The organism is Paraburkholderia dinghuensis (genome assembly GCF_003837865.1).
In the GTDB taxonomy this organism is placed as follows: domain Bacteria; phylum Pseudomonadota; class Gammaproteobacteria; order Burkholderiales; family Burkholderiaceae; genus Paraburkholderia; species Paraburkholderia dinghuensis.
The window spans coordinates 15,397-31,378 of sequence record NZ_RQIS01000028.1; the positions used below are offsets into that span (position 1 = coordinate 15,397).

A 15,982-nucleotide genomic window follows, 5' to 3' on the forward strand; every position below is an offset into this window, starting at 1 on the left:
GAGGAGGTATGAGATGGCCATCAATATCCTGATCGTTATCGACGGCGAATTCCAGTTTCAAACCAATTCAGTCACGGATTTCACCTTTAACGCATTGGTGAGCACGCTGAAGGGCGCGGGCTTTCAGGTCACGACGGCCAATCGCGAAGCCGACCCCGGTGCCGATCATCAGAATTTCGTTTTTGGCGATCCCAGTATCAATCTGCTCGGCTTCGACATGATCTGGATGATTGCAGACGGAGGTTTTAACGATGCCCCGCCGTCCGGACCCGAGGGCACAAAGGGCCCCCTCGACGCGAATCAACTTAACGCTATAGCAAGTTTCATGGAGCAGGGTGGAGGCGTCTTTGCGGTGGGCGATCACTACAGCCTCGGCTCGGACATGTGCGGCCAGATCCCGCGAGTCCGCATCATGCGGAGTTGGTACGGCTTGAACGACCCCACGAATCCACCGGTCCCACCGAACGCCCCGCCCAATTTCACAGCTCTCGGCTCCACCCGGGCGGACACCACGGTCAAGAACAGTAGCGGGACATATCCCACGACCGACTATATGGGCAATACCATCACCCAGCCCTACGCCTACTTTGAAAATCAGTCGGACGCATTGCCACAAACCATCACACCGGCTTCGTCGCCGGCTCATCCGGTCTTGCGAAACAACGGGCACGATGTCACGGTTTATCCGGACCATATGCACGAAGGCAACGCGCTGGGCGTCGTCCCCAGCTTCGACTACACACAGCTATCGCCTTATGGCGATACCTCCCAGCGTGAATTCCGCACAATCACCTCTGCTCCCCCAGAGATGCCGACGGTCATCGCCACCGGCCAATCCCATAAGCAGGCCAGTTACTCGGTTAATGCCACTGGCCCAGTCGCAGTCGATGCGAGCCCAGCCGGCACATCGACGGTCAACACGCTTAGCGTGTACGACGGGCGCAATGTGGGTGTTGGCCGAATCGTCACCGGCTCAACGTTTCATCATTACCTGGACATCAATCTGACCGGCGTCCTCGCCACCACTGCGACGACGCTCAACAACATGGTTGGCGGCGACGCTGAACAAGGCCAGGGCCTCTCAGCCAATGCTGCGGCATTCGCCGACATTCAGGCCGTTTACATCAACATCACCAATTGGCTCGCGCGCCCGCAGCCAGCCATTGGCCTCATTCTCGATCGAAGCACCTTCAGCCAGAACGAGGTAACCGCAACGCCGAACTTCCCTGCGGCGATTTACGTGACGGTTGACGGCCTCAAGCCGTCCCAGTTTCCCGGTGGCGGCATCACCACACTTACGCCGACTGCGGCACAGCTGACACAGTGGGCACCGGCGGTCACCATCAGCGGCAGCGCGCCCATCACCATCGTCCCGACCGGGGTGGCGAGTGACGATCCCACTTTGGCGGATCGTCTGCAGCGGTTCACCTTCACCTATCAGGTCAATTTCACCGGAAACGCTTTCGGCTTCACCGGCAACGTCGCCACGATACCGGTCAGCGCATCGTTGACGACAAGCGCAGCAACTTCGCCACTCACCGACTCAGGGTTACTCGAACTTATCAAAGATGCGAACCCGTATATGCTCGATCTCGCGGACGGAAATTCGACGTCATGGCTCAGTTCGGATATCAAAGTATTTCATGTCGTCGCCGGCGACACGTTTCAGGGCGTTTCACTTCCCGCCAATGCGACGCGCGCTGATGCGCTAAATTTTTTGCGAAGCATCGTGTCCAGTATCACGCCAAGCCAGTTCACGCAATTGCCTTCGACCGAAGCCGGCTCCGTGTTGAGCGTAGCGGCCGTGACCACGGGCAATCCGCCCAAGCCGGTCTACAACTTCGCGCTAGCCCGCGTTCGACTGAGCCCTGCGGGCGGCGACGCCAATCCGGTACAAGTCTTCTTCCGAACGTTCATTTCTCAAACCACGGCTGCACTGACGTACCAGCTCGACGGCAGCGGCATGCCGACCGAGGGGTACCTCCAGACATCGGGAACGCCGCCCATCGACCTTCCGGGAACGCAGAATGGCGGGACGCAATGGTTATCGTTCCCATACTTTTCGGCGATACGCGTGCAACCGCCCAGCGCGCAGACCGACTCCGACAATTCCAAACCCGTTCAGGCGAGCGTGGGCTACCAGTTTTATGGGGCGCTGATTGACAACAACCTGAACGACCCCTATCTCACCTCGACGCCGGTATCGGGTGGCGCACAGAAATCCTTACCAACCATACTGATGGGTGAGCATCAATGCGTCGTCACCGAGGTCATCTATACGGGCGCACCGATCGTGAACGGCGCCACCCCGTCCAAGTCCGACAAGATTTCCCAGCGCAATCTGGCGATCAGTAGTGTCGCCAACCCGGGCTTGAGTGCCTCGCGCGTCGCCATGCACACGTTCGAGATCGAGGCTACGCCGGGTGCAATTTCGGCGGACTTCCCGCCTGACGAGTTGCTTTTCGCGTGGTCCAGAACAATCCCGGGTGGCACCCTGCTCAACCTTCATATCCCGAGCTGGAACGCCCAGGATGTGGTCGATCTCGCCAATCGCTTCTATGCGCGCCACGATATCCGGGCGATCGATGCGCATACGATCGAGCTTCCTTCCGGTGGGGACCGCTACGTCCCGATCCCGAAGAGCCTGAGCCGCCAGACAGGCGTCCTGTCCGTGCAGTTCCCTCTCGGGATACGCAAGGGCCAAAGGTTCGACGTGTCGGTTCAACAAATTACCAACCGGCAGCGCGTTACCGAACCACCGCCAAGGCAGGGCGAGCAGATCACGCTGGAAGAAGCACGGAAACTGATTGCAGGTATTTCATCGACTGCCTCGAAGGAAACCGGGATAGCGCGCTCAGCAGATGGCGTGCCTCGCGGCGTGTTCGGCCTCGGCGACGGACGCACGCTAGTGACCGATCTATCGGTATTCGATTCGGCGGGCGACCACGCAATAATCCTCACGCAGCCATCGCCCAAACTGCTGGAAGCGGCGAGCCTGGAGTCGAGGCAATGGCGCGAGCCCATCGGCGCGTTTCAGATCGGTATTCCCGTATCCACACAAGAGGATATGTTGCTCTACCATCTGCAGCTGCTGTCGATCATGAGCTGGCGCGTCGAGCATCTCGATCCGAAGAGCCCATGGTATCCGACCATGGTCTACTATCTTGAGCTACTGATCCTGAAGGTCCTGGCGCTCGGCGGTAATCCACACACCGTTCCGCCGACGCCCGACGGTAACATCCCCGTACTTCATGGAGGCGGCAAGGACGATGGCGGGGACGATGAATGTAAGGACGAAGACACGCGGGGCGTCGTGATCGTCAACATTTACGCGCAGGGCAAAGAGCACAAGAAGTGAACGTGCGCGGAATCGCGCCCTGCCTTACGGCAGGGCCGAGCTTTGGTCGCCGACTGAAAGAGACGCCCTGGAATAATGCCCGGCGCAAGCGGCATGAACGGAGGTTCGGCGGATATCCCAGGTGGCAAGGACGTCATCGCAATCCGCCTTTCGTATCGTCAGCATGAATCGCCTCGCACCGGATACCCATGTCGACGGGCAAGCAACGTTCGGGGGAACGAAGCACGTACTCTGTAACCCAGCGCTGTAACCCAGTGGTATCGAAAATTATTCGATGAGCTTGTTGAGCGATGCGAACTCGATGAGCGCCGCCAGCGACGACACGCCGAGCTTGTCGAGCACGCGCGTCTTGTACGTGCTGATGGTCTTGTCGGAGAGCCCGAGGCGCGCCGCAATACCCTTGTTGCTCATGCCGCGTGCAAGATACTGCAGCACTTCCACCTCTCGCGGCGAAAGCCCGTTGAGTGCGACGTCGCGCCCGCCACCGCAACTGCCGGCCGGGAAGCAATCGTAGCCCAGCAGCACCGCCTTCACGACGCTACACAGTTCCTCCACGCCGCGGCTCTTGCTGACATAACCGTTCGCGCCCGCCATGCGAGTGTGATTTGCCATCACCAGCTCGGGCTTGGCGGAGAGGACGAGAATTCGCGTGTCCGGCTGCGTCGAGCGAACGCCGCGGATCACGGATAGGCCATCGAGTTTCGGCAGTTCCAGGTCGAGAATCACCAGATCCGGCTTCAGCGACTGCACCATCCGTAGCCCTTCCTCGCCGTCGCTACTCTCGCCTACGAGTTCGTATTCCGTATGCAACACGTTGACGAGCATCTTGAGCACGATGGGATGATCGTCGATGACGACGATGCGCTTCATGATTTGATCCATATTTCCTGGGATTTGCACTCGAAAGCCTGTGGGCGTGAAACCTACAGCGTGAACGATGGGGCAACACCTGGATATAGGAAACGTCTGAATCGAATGGGGAACGATTGGACCGAGATCAACTTTCCGCACCAACGCTTTGAAATTAACTAATGCGTGAATTAGACTGGAACGCATGGTCCAGCGCCCCGTCACGACTACCAGATCCCCTGCATCGGAGTCCGAGCGAGCGCGGCCCCGGCCGCGTGGCCGGCGTCGCGCCGACGCCGAACTCGACGTGCGGGAACGGCTGCTCGCCTGCGCCACCCAACTCTTCGCCGAGCACGGCATCGCGGCCACCACCATGGCGCAGATCGCCACCGCAGCGGGCGTAACGTCGGCGATGGTCCACTACTACTTCACCAACCGCGAGAAGCTGCTGGACGCCGTCGTCGACGAGCGCATCGCGCGATCGATCGAGTATGTCTGGTCCAGCGTCGAGAGCGAAGGCAGTCAGGACCCGGACGCGCTGGTCGAGGGCCTCATCGCGCGCCTGTTCGATGTCACCGCGCGCATGCCGTGGCTGCCGCCGCTCTGGCTGCGCGAGATCGTCAATGAGGGCGGCCTGTTGCGCGAGCGGATGTTCAGGCGCCTGCCCTTCGGACAGTTGCAGCGTTTCGCGGCACGCATCGGCGAGGCGCAGCTGAACGGCACGGTCAATCCCGCACTCGAGGCACCGCTGCTGTTCATGTCGATCATCGCGCTCATCATGCTGCCGCTCGCCACGGCACCAACGTGGCAGAGCGCGAGCGGCTTGCCGAAGATCGATCGCGACGTATTGCATCGGCACGTTAGCGCGCTGCTCTCGGCGGCGCTGCGCGTACCGCCCGGAAAAACGAAGGCGCCAACGCGCCGCAAGCCACGGAGTGCGACATGAACCGCGTGTGGACCGGCCTCGCCCTCTGTGCCGCAAGCGCCCTGACGGCCTGCTCACGGCACGAGGCGCCTGCCTGGCAGGGCTATGTCGAAGGCGAATACGTCTATCTCTCGTCATCGCAATCGGGCACGCTGACTCAGCTCGACGTGCAACGCGGCCAGACGATCGCCGCCGGGACGAGCGTCTTCGGACTCGACTCCGTCAACGAAACGGCCGCGCGCGACGAGGCGCAGCATCAGCTCGCCGTCGCGCAATCGCAGCTTGCGGATATACAGACCGGCAAGCGCCCGCCCGAGGTACACGTGACCGAGGCGCAGCTCGCGCAGGCCATCGCGAACGCGCACAAGGCCGCGCTGCAGCTCACGCGCGACGAGGCGCAATTCAGTGCGGGCGGCATTCCGCGCGGGCAACTCGACGATTCGCGCGCCAACGCGGCCTCGACTGCGGCCCAGGTCCGCGAATTGCAGAACCAGGTGACGGTCGCGAAGCTCCCCGGCCGCACCGCACAGCTCGCCGCGCAGGCGGCCCAGGTCGAAGCGGCGCGCGCCGCGCTCGCGCAGGCCCAGTGGAGGCTCGACCAGAAGCGCGTCGCCGCGCCGCACGCGGGACTCGTGTACGACACGCTGTTTCGCGTCGGAGAGTGGGTACAGGCGGGCAACCCCGTCGTGCAGATGTTGCCCCCGCAAAACGTGAAAGTGCGCTTTTTCGTGGCGCAAACCGTAGTCGGCACGCTCGCACCGGGCCGGGGCGTGACGATCCACTGCGACGGCTGCCGCGCCGATATCCCCGCAACGATCACCTGGATCTCGAACTCCGTCGAATACACGCCGCCCGTCATCTACAGCAACGAGAACCGGCAGAAGTTCATCTTCATGGTCGAGGCGCATCCATCCGCCGACGACGCCATGAAGCTGCATCCGGGCCAACCCGTCGAGGTGCGGCTGCGATGAATACGCCCGCCACACCCGGTACGCGCGACGGCGGCGGTTCCGCAGAACACGGCTACGCGATCGACGTCCACAAGCTGAACAAGCACTTCGGCAACAAGCACGTCGTCAACGATGTCACGCTGCGCGTCGCGCACGGCGAGATCTTCGGTTTTCTCGGCCCCAACGGCAGTGGCAAGACCACGTCGATCCGGCTGATGTGCGGCCTCCTCACGCCGGATTCCGGCTCCGGAACCTGCCTCGGCTACGACATCCTGCGCGAGAGCGAGCAGATCAAGCGAAACGTCGGCTACATGACGCAGCGCTTTTCTTACTGGGAAGACCTCACGATCCGCGAGAATCTGGACTTCGTCGCGCGCATCTATCAGATGCAGAACCGGCGCGAAGCGGTGGACCACGCGCTCGAATCGCTCGGCCTCGCGAGCCGCGCGAATCAGCTCACCGGCGCGCTCTCGGGCGGCTGGAAGCAGCGCCTCGCGCTCGCCGCGTGCATGCTGCACGAACCGCGGCTGCTGCTGCTCGACGAACCCACCGCGGGCGTCGATCCCACAGCACGCCGCGACTTCTGGGAGGAACTGCACCGGCTCGCGGCGCGCGGCATATCGGTGCTCGTGAGCACGCACTACATGGACGAAGCGGAGCGTTGCCACAAGCTCGCGTACATCGCCTACGGCAAGCTGCTCGCGCAGGGCACCGCCGCGGACATCATCGCCTCGCAGGATCTCGAGACCTGGTCGATACACGGCGAACAGCTCACCGCGCTTTCGGCGCAGTTGCGCGCGATGCCCGGCGTCGACCAGACCGTGGTGTTCGGTTCGGCGCTGCACGCGAGCGGAAGCGATCACGCGGCGCTCGCGGCCGCAGTCGAACGTGTTACGGCAGGCAAGCCGCTGCGCGCGGAGCGCATCGACACCGGACTCGAAGACGTATTCATCTATCTGATGAGTCACGTCGAAGACAACTACGGTGCAAAAAGCGGGGCGAAAAAGTGAAGCTTCGTTTCGGGTTCTCGATGGCGCGCTGGTGGAGCATCGTGCTCAAGGAGTTTCTCCAGCTCAAGCGCGACCGCATCACATTCGCGATGATCGTAGGACTACCGATCATCCAGCTCACGCTATTCGGCTACGCGATCAACACCGATCCCAAACACTTGCCCACCGCGATCGTGATCAGCGAAGACAGCGTATTCGCGCGCAGCTTCGTCGCGGGCATGAAAAATTCCGCCTACTTCAATGTGGTCGAGACGCTGCCCAACGAAGCCGCGGCCCGTCAGGCGCTCGCGCGGGGCACGGTGCAGTTCGTGCTGAGCATTCCCGTCGATTTCTCGCGGCGGCTATTGCGCGGCGAGAGGCCGTCGCTGCTCGTCGAGGCGGACGCCACCGATCCCACCGCCATCAGTACCGCGCTCGCGGCGCTGCCGGGTCTGGTGGCTCCGGTCGCCGCGAAGGACCTCACCGGTCCGCTCGCGCACCTGAACGGCACGCCCGCCGCGTTCGACGTGCAGGTCCACCGCCTCTACAACCCCGAAGGCATCACGCAGTACAACGTCGTACCGGGCCTGATGGGCACGATTCTGACGATCACGATGGTGATGATGACCGGCCTCGCGATCACGCGCGAGCGTGAGCGCGGCACGATGGAAAACCTGCTCGCGACGCCGGTGCGCCCCATCGAAGTCATGACGGGCAAGATCGTCCCCTATGTGGCGATCGGTCTCGTACAGGCGACGATCATCGTGCTCGCCGCGCGCGTCGTGTTCGATGTGCCGTTCGAGGGCAGCCTCATGGCGCTTTATCTCTCGACGCTGCTCTTCATCGCGGCGAACCTCACGGTGGGCATCACGCTTTCGTCGGTTGCGCAAAACCAGTTGCAGGCCATGCAGCTGACCGTGTTCTATTTCCTGCCGAGCATGCTGCTCTCCGGCTTCATGTTCCCGTTCGCGGGCATGCCGGGCTGGGCGCAGGTCATCGGCAACCTGCTGCCGCTCACCTACTTCAACCGGCTCGTGCGCGGCATCCTGCTCAAAGGCAACGGCTGGACCGACCTGTGGCCCTCGGTGTGGCCGCTCGCCGTGTTCATGGTCATCGTGATGGCGATTGCAGTGCGCTTTTACCGGCGCACACTCGACTAGGCGGAGGCGCTCGGCCATGCGTGCTTTCTCGTTGTCCGCAACCGCGTGTGCGCTGATGCTCGCGGGCTGCGCGGTCGGCCCGGACTTTCGTACGCCTGCCGCGCCCGATACGACTACCTATACGCGCGCCGGCACGCCCACCGCGACCGCTGCCCCGAGTGGGGCAGGCGGCGGCGCGCAGACATTCCTCGCGGCACCGAACGCGCCGCGCGCATGGTGGACGCAGTTCGGCAGCCCGGCGCTCGAACAGCTAGTCGACGCTGCCCTGAACGCCAGCCCTACGCTCGATTCCGCACGCGAAAAACTCGTGGAAGCGCGCGAAAACTACAACGCGCAGGCTGGCGCAACGCTGTTTCCGTCCGTCGATGCGAAGCTCTCGGGCACGCGCCAGAAAGTCGACCTCGCAGCGTTCGGCATTACGTCCGCGCCGAATCCTCCACCGTTCACGCTCTTCGAGGCGACGGTCAGCGTGTCGTATGTCTTTGACATTTTCGGTGCGAATCGCCGCGCGCTCGAAGCCACGCGCGCCCAAGTCGACTATCAGGGTTACGAACTGGAAGCGGCGCGTCTTACCGTGGCGGGCAACGTGGTGTCAGCCGCAGTGCGGCGCGCGTCGCTGCGTCGCCAGATCGAAGTCACACAGCAACTGATCGACGCGCAGTCGCGCCAGCTTTCGATCATGGAGAAGCGGCTCGCGATAGGCGGTTCCGCTGAGATCGACGTGCGCAGTCAGCGCACACTGCTTGCGCAAACGCGCGCGACGCTGCCGCCGCTCACCACGCAGCTTGCGCAGACCGATCACCAGCTTGCGATCCTGTTGGGCGTCACACCGTCGAGCACGCAGTACGAAGCACAACTCGATGCCCTCACGCTCGACGCGCTGCATCTGCCCGACACCGTTGCGATCACGCTGCCGTCGACACTCGCCCGCGAACGGCCCGATATTCGTGCCGCCGAAGCGATGTTGCATCAGGCGAGTGCAAACATCGGTGTCGCAACGGCGAATCTGTATCCGCAATTCTCGCTCTCCGCACAGGCAGGCTCGGAGCGCACGCGTATCGCGGACATCGTCAGCGGGCTGAACATCTGGAATTTCGGCCTCGGGCTCGCACAGCCGGTTTTTCACGGTGGCGAATTGCGGGCAAAGAAGCGTGCGTCGGAGGCGGCCTGGAATGCCGCGTTTGCCGACTATCGACAGACTGTGCTGCAGGCGCTGCAGCAGGTCGCCGATACGCTGCACACGCTCGAAGACGATGCGCTCGAACTGCAGTCACGTGACGTGGCCGCGCGCGAGGCACAGGCGAATGTGGCGATCGCGTCTGCGCGCTACAAGGCAGGCGGCGTCAGCGAGTTCGCTCTCATCGACACGCAACGCACGGCGCTGCAGACTTCGCTCGACCGGACTCGCGCCCAGGCAGACCGCCTCGCCGATACAGCTGCGCTCTATCAGGCATTGGGCGGGGCTGCGCTGCCGGACGAGGCGGCAAGGTAGTCTCGCGCCACGCGACGCGCACAAACAAAAACGGCACCCTCAGGTGCCGTTTTTACATCATGCCTTCACCGCCCGTGCGGCATTCCTGCCGCGCAACCATTCAAGCGCGAGCAACAGGGAAGTCGAGAACACGATAAGGATCGTCGCGAGCGCGGCGATCGTCGGGCTGATGTTCTCGCGAATGCCCGTGAACATCTGGCGCGGCAGCGTCGTCTGATCGGCGCCCGCGAGGAACAGCGTCACCACCACTTCATCGAACGACGTCGCGAACGCAAACAGCGCGCCCGAAATCACGCCCGGCGCGATTACGGGCAGCGTAATGCTGAAGAACGTCTTCACCGGATTCGCGCCAAGCGAGAGACTCGCGCGAACGAGGTTGTAATTGAAGCCCTGCAGCGTCGCCGACACGGTGGTCACGACAAACGGCACGCCGAGCGATGCGTGCGCGAGAATCAGGCCGGTGTACGTATTCGCGAGGCCGAGCGGCGCGAAAAACAGGTACATACCGACGCCGACTACGACGACAGGCACGATCATCGGCGAAATGAGGATCGCCATGAGCACCGACTTGCCGCGGAAATCGGCCTTCGTGATACCGATTGCGGCCAACGTGCCGAGCACCGTCGCGACGACCGTGGCCGCCGGTCCGACGATGAAGCTGTTCTTCGCGGCCATGCGCCACTCGCTGGACATCACGAGGTTCTCGTACCAACGCAGCGACCACCCCGGAATCGGATAGACGAGAAAGGTACTCGACGAGAAGGACAGCGGCACGATGGCGAGCACCGGCAGCACGAGATAAAGCAGCGTCAGCACGGCAAGGCCGCGCAGCACGAAATACCACACACGCTCGACACCCGAGGTGTGCGGCGCGAAAAGGGGCTTGGCGAATTTCATCGAATGTGTCTCCGCGACGGCGTCAGCCGAGGCTCAGTTGCGTGCGCGTGAAGCGCCCGTAGACGAAGTACAGCACCGTCGTCGCCGCCAGCAGCAGCGCGCCGAGCGCGCAGGCCATGCCCCAGTTGATCGAGATGTTCGTGAAGTACGCCACGTAATAACTCACCATCTGATCGCCAGGACCGCCGAGCAGCGCGGGCGTGATGTAGTAGCCGATCGAGAGAATGAACACGAGCAGCGCGCCTGCGCCCACGCCCGGATACGTCTGCGGCACGTACACGCGCCAGAACGCCGCGAACGGATGGCTGCCGAGCGAGACGGCTGCGCGCTGATACGTCTGCGGAATCGACTTCATCACGCTGTAAAGCGGCAGCACCATGAACGGCAGCAGGATGTGCGTCATCGAGATATAAACGCCCACGCGATTGAACAGCAGCATGAGCGGATGCGAAATCAATCCGGTGCCCATCAGCGCCTTGTTGACGAGACCCTCGCCTTGCAGAATCACGATCCACGCGGCGACGCGCACGAGGATGGACGTCCAGAACGGAATCAGCACGAGGATCATCACGAGGTTCGCGCGGCGCTCGGAGAGCGTCGAGATCCAGTAGGCGAGCGGGTAGCCGAGCAACAACGCGAATATCGTCACGAACACGCTGATCGTGAACGTGCGGCCGAATACGTCGAGGTAGATCTGGTGGTCGGGATCGGCGGCAATGATGTTGCCGAACGCATCCTGACGGTGGTCGAGCGCCGCCAGCAGATAGAACGGCGAAATGCGCGAACTATTCTTCGCGATGGCCTGCCAGTAGCTCACGTCGTCCCAGCGGTCGTCGAGTTCGACGAGCTTCGCGCGCGTTTGCGCGGGCGTAAGCGTGAGCGGATGGCCGTCGTCGTCGGCGAGCGGCATGGCGCGCGCGGTCTTCGCAACGAGCGAGCGGAAGCCGGGAATTTCGACGTTCAGGCGGCGTGCGAGCGCACCCATCGCTTCGCCATCCTGAATCGCCGCGAGATCCTGCGTGAGCGCCACGAAAGCCGTATCGGGCGGCGCGCTCTTGCGGTCCCAGCCGCGCAGCGTCGTGATGGTGTGAGGCAGCGCTGTCGCCACTTCGGGGTTCTGCACCGCGCGCGTGAGCAGCGCGGCGATCGGCACGACGAAAATCAGCAGCAGAAAGATCGCCAGCGGCGCGATCAGCATCAGCGCCATCGTGCGTTTTTTCGCCTGTGCCACGCGCAATTCGCGCTTTAGCCGGGCCGTCGATTCGCTGCCGGTGTCGGCAACGGGGGTCACGGTGGTCATCGTTGTCACAGCCTGTCTCCTACCCATACAACAGGCCGCGCACGGTGCCAAGCATCACGCGCGCGGCCTCTCCTCCGTTCATTCATGCAGGCACGAGCCTGCGTGAATGCGCTCGCTTACTTCGCGGCCCACGAAGCGAAGCGCTGCTCCAGTTCGTCGCCATGGTCAGTCCAGAATGCGAGATTCTGCTGAACCGCGTTCTTGGCGTTCGCGGGCGAGTTCGGCAGGTCCTCGAGCGTCTTCGCATCAAGCGCCTTGATCGCACCCTGGTTCACCGGACCGTAGGCGATGTGCTGCGAGTAGGCCTGCTGCGGCTTCGACGAGATCGTGTACGCGATGTACTGCTCGGCCAGCGCCTTGTTCGGCGAGCCCTTCGGAATCGCCCAGTAGTCGAGGTCATAGATGCTGCCGTTCCAGACCACCTTCAGGTTCTTGCCTTCGCGACGTGCGGCGTCGATGCGGCCGTTGTACACGGTCGACATCACGACGTCACCCGCAACGAGGAACTGCGGCGGCTGTGCACCTGCTTCCCACCACTGGATGTTCGGCTTCAGTTCGTCGAGCTTCTTGAACGCGCGGTCCTGGCCTTCCTTCGTCGCGAGCACCTTGTAGACGTCCTTCGGCGCGACGCCGTCAGCCATCAGCGCGAATTCCAGGTTGTACTCAGCGCCCTTGCGCATGCCGCGCTTGCCCGGGAATTTCTTCACGTCCCAGAAATCGGCCCAGCCCGTCGGCGCGGTCTTGAGCTTGTCGGCGTTATAAGCCAGCGCCGTCGACCACACGAAAATGCCTGCGCCGCAGGGCTGCTGTGCCGCCTTGATGATGTCGGCCTTGTTGCCGAGCTTCGACCAGTCGAGCTTCTCGTAGGTGCCTTCGTCGCAGCCGCGTGCGATGTCGCCGGTCTCGACTTCAACCACGTCCCAGTTCACGTGCTTGGCTTCGACCATGGCCTTCACCTTGGCCTGCTCGCCGTTGTACTCCACGGCCGTGATCTTGTTGCCGGTTTGTGCCTGGAACGGGCCGTTGAACGCTGCCTTTTGTGCATCGCCGTTTGCGCCGCCGAAGTTCACGACGGTCAGTTCAGCGGCGTGCGCCATGCCGAGCGAGAGTGCGAGCGCGGCCGCGACCGCTGCAACGCGCGTGTTGCCGATCTTTTTCATGGTTAAGTCTCTTCTCCAAGGTGGTGTTTTATCCCGGGCTTCGCGCCCGGTCTTCCCAACGACTACAGACAGACCCGAGCGGGTTACCCGCTCAGGCGAACACGCGCAGATGCTCCGGCGCGAATTCGAGCGCGACCGGCTGGCCGGGCGTAAAGCCTTCAAGCGCGTCGGTGCCGAGCGGCACCTTCACGAAACACTCGTCCTGGTGCGGCAGACCGCAGCGCATGCGCACGTGGTCGCCGAAATAGATGAGCCCGCGCGCCTCGCCGGCGATCGCGTTCACGCCTGCGCGCGCCGAGCCGTTCGCGGCGAGCCTCATGCGCTCGGGCCGGATGCATGCAACGGCCCCGGCGCCGGCCTTCGCACCCGCGACGTTGCGGCCGGTGAGACGCGTGCCGTCGGCAAGCTCGAACTCGCAGAACTCGCCGTCAACGGCGGAGATGGTGCCGCGCAGGCGGTTGCTGTCGCCGATAAAGTTCGCGACGAACGCATTGCACGGGGATTCGTAGAGGCAGTCGACAGTATCGAGCTGCTGGACGATGCCCTTGTCGAACACGGCGACGCGGTCGGACATCGTGAGCGCCTCGCCCTGATCGTGCGTGACGTAGACGAACGTGACGCCGAGCTTCTCGTGCAGCGACTTCAGTTCGTATTGCATATGTTCGCGAAGCTGCTTGTCGAGCGCGCCGAGCGGCTCGTCCATGAGCACGAGTTTCGGCTGGAACACGAGTGCGCGAGCGAGCGCGATGCGCTGCTGCTGGCCGCCCGAAAGCTGCGCCGGATAGCGCTTGGCGAAGCTTTCCATGCGGACCATCTTGAGGGCGTCGTTCACGCGCTGTGCACGTTCGGCCGTGGGCACCTTGCGCACGCCGAGCGGATACGCGACGTTCTGCTCGACGGTCATATGCGGGAAGAGCGCATAGTTCTGGAACACCATGCCGATGTCGCGCTTGTGCGGCGGCACGTTGTTCAGCAGTTTGCCATCGAGGCGGATCTCGCCGCCGGTGGGAAACTCGAAGCCCGCGAGCATCATCAGGCAGGTGGTCTTGCCCGAGCCGGACGGCCCGAGCAGGGTCAAAAACTCTCCCTGATAAATATCGAGGTCGAGCTGCTTCACCACCAGGGTTTCGCCGTCGTAAGTCTTGCGCACGCCGCGAAAGCTGACGATCACGTCGGAATTCTTCATCGCCCAGTCTCCATCCTTAATTCTGTTCTCACGAGTCGGTAACCCCGTTCGGGCCACCCTCGGCGATCCGGCGCGATTAAATACGCTTTATGGGGCATTAACCGGATCTGACATCGCGATTACTATAGACGCTTCCGGCTCTATCCTATGGAGCCATTTCATAATTATTGATGGAACCACTTAGGCATGGAGATCCTGTCTGAATGGCTTTCGGCGCAGCTCGAGCAGGAGAGCGCCGAACCCGTTTACCGCCAGTTGCTGCACCTCATGCAGCAGGCGATCCTGACCGGCCGGCTCGCGCCGGGGACGAAGCTGCCCAGTTCGCGCTCGCTCGCGGGCGACCTTCACGTCGCGCGCAACACGGTGCTGCACGTCTACGACCAGTTGAGCGCCGAAGGATACGTGATCTCGACCACGGGCAGCGGCACCTATGTCGCAGACACGCGCCCCGACTCCGCCGCCGTGAGCCTGCCCCCGCTGGACGGCGAGACGGCCGACGAAGCGACGGCGACCGCCTCGCCGCGCGGCGACATATCGTCGCGGGGCCAGCGGCTCATCGACCAGGCCGGGGTATCGGCGAAACAATGGGGCGCGTTCATGCCGGGCGTGCCCGACGTCGCCGAATTTCCGGCGCGCACGTGGAGCCGCCTGCAATCGCGGCTGTGGCGGTCGGCGAGCCACGGCCTGCTCACCTACGCGCCCGGAGGCGGCTACCGGCCGCTGCGCCGGGCGTTGTCGGACTACCTGCGGGTCGCGCGTTCGGTGCGCTGCACGCCCGACCAGATCATCATCACGACCGGCATCCACCAGTCGATCGACCTCACCGTGCGCCTGCTCGCCGACGTGGGCGAACGCGCGTGGGTCGAAGAGCCGTGCTACTGGGGCGCGCGTAGCGTGCTGCAATCGTCGGGGCTCAAGCTTGCGCCGATCCCGGTGGACGACGAAGGGCTGAACCCCAGCGAAGCGGACCTGCGCGATCCGCCGCGTATCGCGCTCGTCACGCCATCGCATCAATATCCGCTCGGCATGGTGATGAGCCTCGCGCGCCGGCGCACGCTGCTCGAATACGCACGCCAGCACAACGTGTGGATCATCGAGGACGACTACGACAGCGAGTTCCGCTACGGCAGCCGCCCGCTCGCGTCGCTGCAGGGCCTCGACGATGCGAACCAGGTGATCTACGTGGGGAGCCTCGGCAAGCTGTTGTTTCCGGGGCTGCGCATCGGCTACATGGTCGTGCCCGAGCGGCTCGCGCCGATTTTCCGCACGGGCGTCGCCGAGCTTTACCGCGAAGGGCAGCTCATGCAGCAGGCCGTGCTCGCGGAATTCATCATGGACGGCTATCTCACCTCGCACGTGCGCCGCATGCGCACGCTCTATGGTGAGCGCCGCCAGCTATTGATCGACGCCGTGACGCGCCATTTCGGCGATGCGCTGCCCGTGATGGGCGAAGAAGCCGGTCTGCATTTCGTGCTCGGTCTGCCCGACTACGCCGACGACCGTGCGACGACGGCCGCCGCTCTCGACGCTGGCGTGATCGTGCGTCCGCTCACCGGGTATTACAACGGCGAGCAGAAACGCCAGGGTTTGTTGACCGGCTATGCCTGCGTGCCGCATGAACAGATCGAGCCAGCCTTCGCGACGCTCGCGCGCGTGATCGAAGATCAGGTGTTCGCGCGCGCGCCGAACGCGAAGCAGCGCGCCGCATGACACGGC

Annotated in this window: 12 protein-coding genes; 7 read left to right on the forward strand and 5 right to left on the reverse strand. The window is 63.4% G+C overall.

Going from position 1 to position 15,982, the window contains the following annotated elements; genetic code table 11:
* The first annotated feature begins 13 nt into the window (after positions 1-13).
* Positions 14-3,358 carry a hypothetical protein gene (locus D1Y85_RS25250; protein WP_124153812.1) on the forward strand — a complete coding sequence of 1,115 codons (3,345 nt, stop codon included), beginning with the start codon at positions 14-16 and terminating at the stop codon, positions 3,356-3,358.
* A gap of 267 nt (positions 3,359-3,625) precedes the next feature.
* On the opposite strand, the gene D1Y85_RS25260 is transcribed toward D1Y85_RS25250, so the two are convergent.
* Complete coding sequence (locus D1Y85_RS25260; RefSeq protein WP_124153813.1) at positions 3,626-4,228, reverse strand: response regulator transcription factor; 603 nt, start codon at positions 4,226-4,228, stop codon at positions 3,626-3,628.
* 184 nt (positions 4,229-4,412) lie between these two features.
* Here D1Y85_RS25260 and D1Y85_RS25265 point away from each other — a divergent pair, with 184 nt between their 5' ends.
* The 5 genes from D1Y85_RS25265 to D1Y85_RS25285 are packed head-to-tail and all read left to right on the forward strand — an operon-like array spanning position 4,413 to position 9,723.
* Entirely contained in the window at positions 4,413-5,153 is a 741-nt protein-coding gene (locus D1Y85_RS25265) for a TetR/AcrR family transcriptional regulator (protein ID WP_124153814.1), read from the forward strand.
* On the forward strand, positions 5,150-6,103 hold the full coding sequence (locus tag D1Y85_RS25270; protein WP_124153815.1) for an HlyD family secretion protein: 954 nt from the start codon (positions 5,150-5,152) through the stop codon (positions 6,101-6,103). Before D1Y85_RS25265 ends, D1Y85_RS25270 begins: the two co-directional genes overlap by 4 nt.
* A complete protein-coding gene (locus D1Y85_RS25275; protein ID WP_124153816.1) occupies positions 6,100-7,092 on the forward strand; it encodes an ABC transporter ATP-binding protein in 993 nt (330 codons plus the stop codon). The genes D1Y85_RS25270 and D1Y85_RS25275 overlap by 4 nt, the downstream gene beginning before the upstream one ends.
* Before the next feature lie 20 nt (positions 7,093-7,112).
* The gene (locus tag D1Y85_RS25280; RefSeq protein ID WP_124153828.1) at positions 7,113-8,231 is read left to right on the forward strand and encodes an ABC transporter permease; all 1,119 of its coding nucleotides are present in this window, start codon (positions 7,113-7,115) and stop codon (positions 8,229-8,231) included.
* Between the two features lie 16 nt (positions 8,232-8,247).
* A complete protein-coding gene (locus tag D1Y85_RS25285; protein WP_124153817.1) occupies positions 8,248-9,723 on the forward strand; it encodes an efflux transporter outer membrane subunit in 1,476 nt (491 codons plus the stop codon).
* 57 nt (positions 9,724-9,780) lie between these two features.
* Here D1Y85_RS25285 and D1Y85_RS25290 read toward each other — a convergent pair whose 3' ends face one another.
* The 4 genes from D1Y85_RS25290 to D1Y85_RS25305 form a co-directional block, all read right to left on the reverse strand.
* Positions 9,781-10,620: an ABC transporter permease gene (locus tag D1Y85_RS25290; protein ID WP_124153818.1), complete on the reverse strand. Its 840-nt coding sequence runs from the start codon at positions 10,618-10,620 to the stop codon at positions 9,781-9,783.
* A 22-nt stretch (positions 10,621-10,642) separates the two neighbouring features.
* A complete protein-coding gene (locus tag D1Y85_RS25295; RefSeq protein ID WP_124153829.1) occupies positions 10,643-11,920 on the reverse strand; it encodes an ABC transporter permease in 1,278 nt (425 codons plus the stop codon).
* Between the two features lie 116 nt (positions 11,921-12,036).
* Positions 12,037-13,080: an ABC transporter substrate-binding protein gene (locus D1Y85_RS25300; protein WP_124153819.1), complete on the reverse strand. Its 1,044-nt coding sequence runs from the start codon at positions 13,078-13,080 to the stop codon at positions 12,037-12,039.
* Between the two features lie 91 nt (positions 13,081-13,171).
* Positions 13,172-14,266: an ABC transporter ATP-binding protein gene (locus tag D1Y85_RS25305; protein WP_124153820.1), complete on the reverse strand. Its 1,095-nt coding sequence runs from the start codon at positions 14,264-14,266 to the stop codon at positions 13,172-13,174.
* A 186-nt stretch (positions 14,267-14,452) separates the two neighbouring features.
* Between D1Y85_RS25305 and pdxR the strand changes: the two genes are divergently transcribed.
* Positions 14,453-15,976 (forward strand): MocR-like pyridoxine biosynthesis transcription factor PdxR, encoded by a 1,524-nt coding sequence (gene pdxR, locus D1Y85_RS25310; protein ID WP_124153821.1) that lies wholly within the window; start codon positions 14,453-14,455, stop codon positions 15,974-15,976.
* The last annotated feature ends 6 nt before the right edge of the window (positions 15,977-15,982 follow it).

Coding starts and splice junctions, on each gene's coding strand:
- D1Y85_RS25250 (WP_124153812.1), top strand. CDS start 14: ATGGCCATCAATATCCTGATCGTTATCGACGGCGAATTCCAGTTTCAA.
- D1Y85_RS25260 (WP_124153813.1), bottom strand. CDS start 4,228: ATGAAGCGCATCGTCGTCATCGACGATCATCCCATCGTGCTCAAGATG.
- D1Y85_RS25265 (WP_124153814.1), top strand. CDS start 4,413: ATGGTCCAGCGCCCCGTCACGACTACCAGATCCCCTGCATCGGAGTCC.
- D1Y85_RS25270 (WP_124153815.1), top strand. CDS start 5,150: ATGAACCGCGTGTGGACCGGCCTCGCCCTCTGTGCCGCAAGCGCCCTG.
- D1Y85_RS25275 (WP_124153816.1), top strand. CDS start 6,100: ATGAATACGCCCGCCACACCCGGTACGCGCGACGGCGGCGGTTCCGCA.
- D1Y85_RS25280 (WP_124153828.1), top strand. CDS start 7,113: ATGGCGCGCTGGTGGAGCATCGTGCTCAAGGAGTTTCTCCAGCTCAAG.
- D1Y85_RS25285 (WP_124153817.1), top strand. CDS start 8,248: ATGCGTGCTTTCTCGTTGTCCGCAACCGCGTGTGCGCTGATGCTCGCG.
- D1Y85_RS25290 (WP_124153818.1), bottom strand. CDS start 10,620: ATGAAATTCGCCAAGCCCCTTTTCGCGCCGCACACCTCGGGTGTCGAG.
- D1Y85_RS25295 (WP_124153829.1), bottom strand. CDS start 11,920: ATGACCACCGTGACCCCCGTTGCCGACACCGGCAGCGAATCGACGGCC.
- D1Y85_RS25300 (WP_124153819.1), bottom strand. CDS start 13,080: ATGAAAAAGATCGGCAACACGCGCGTTGCAGCGGTCGCGGCCGCGCTC.
- D1Y85_RS25305 (WP_124153820.1), bottom strand. CDS start 14,266: ATGAAGAATTCCGACGTGATCGTCAGCTTTCGCGGCGTGCGCAAGACT.
- pdxR (WP_124153821.1), top strand. CDS start 14,453: ATGGAGATCCTGTCTGAATGGCTTTCGGCGCAGCTCGAGCAGGAGAGC.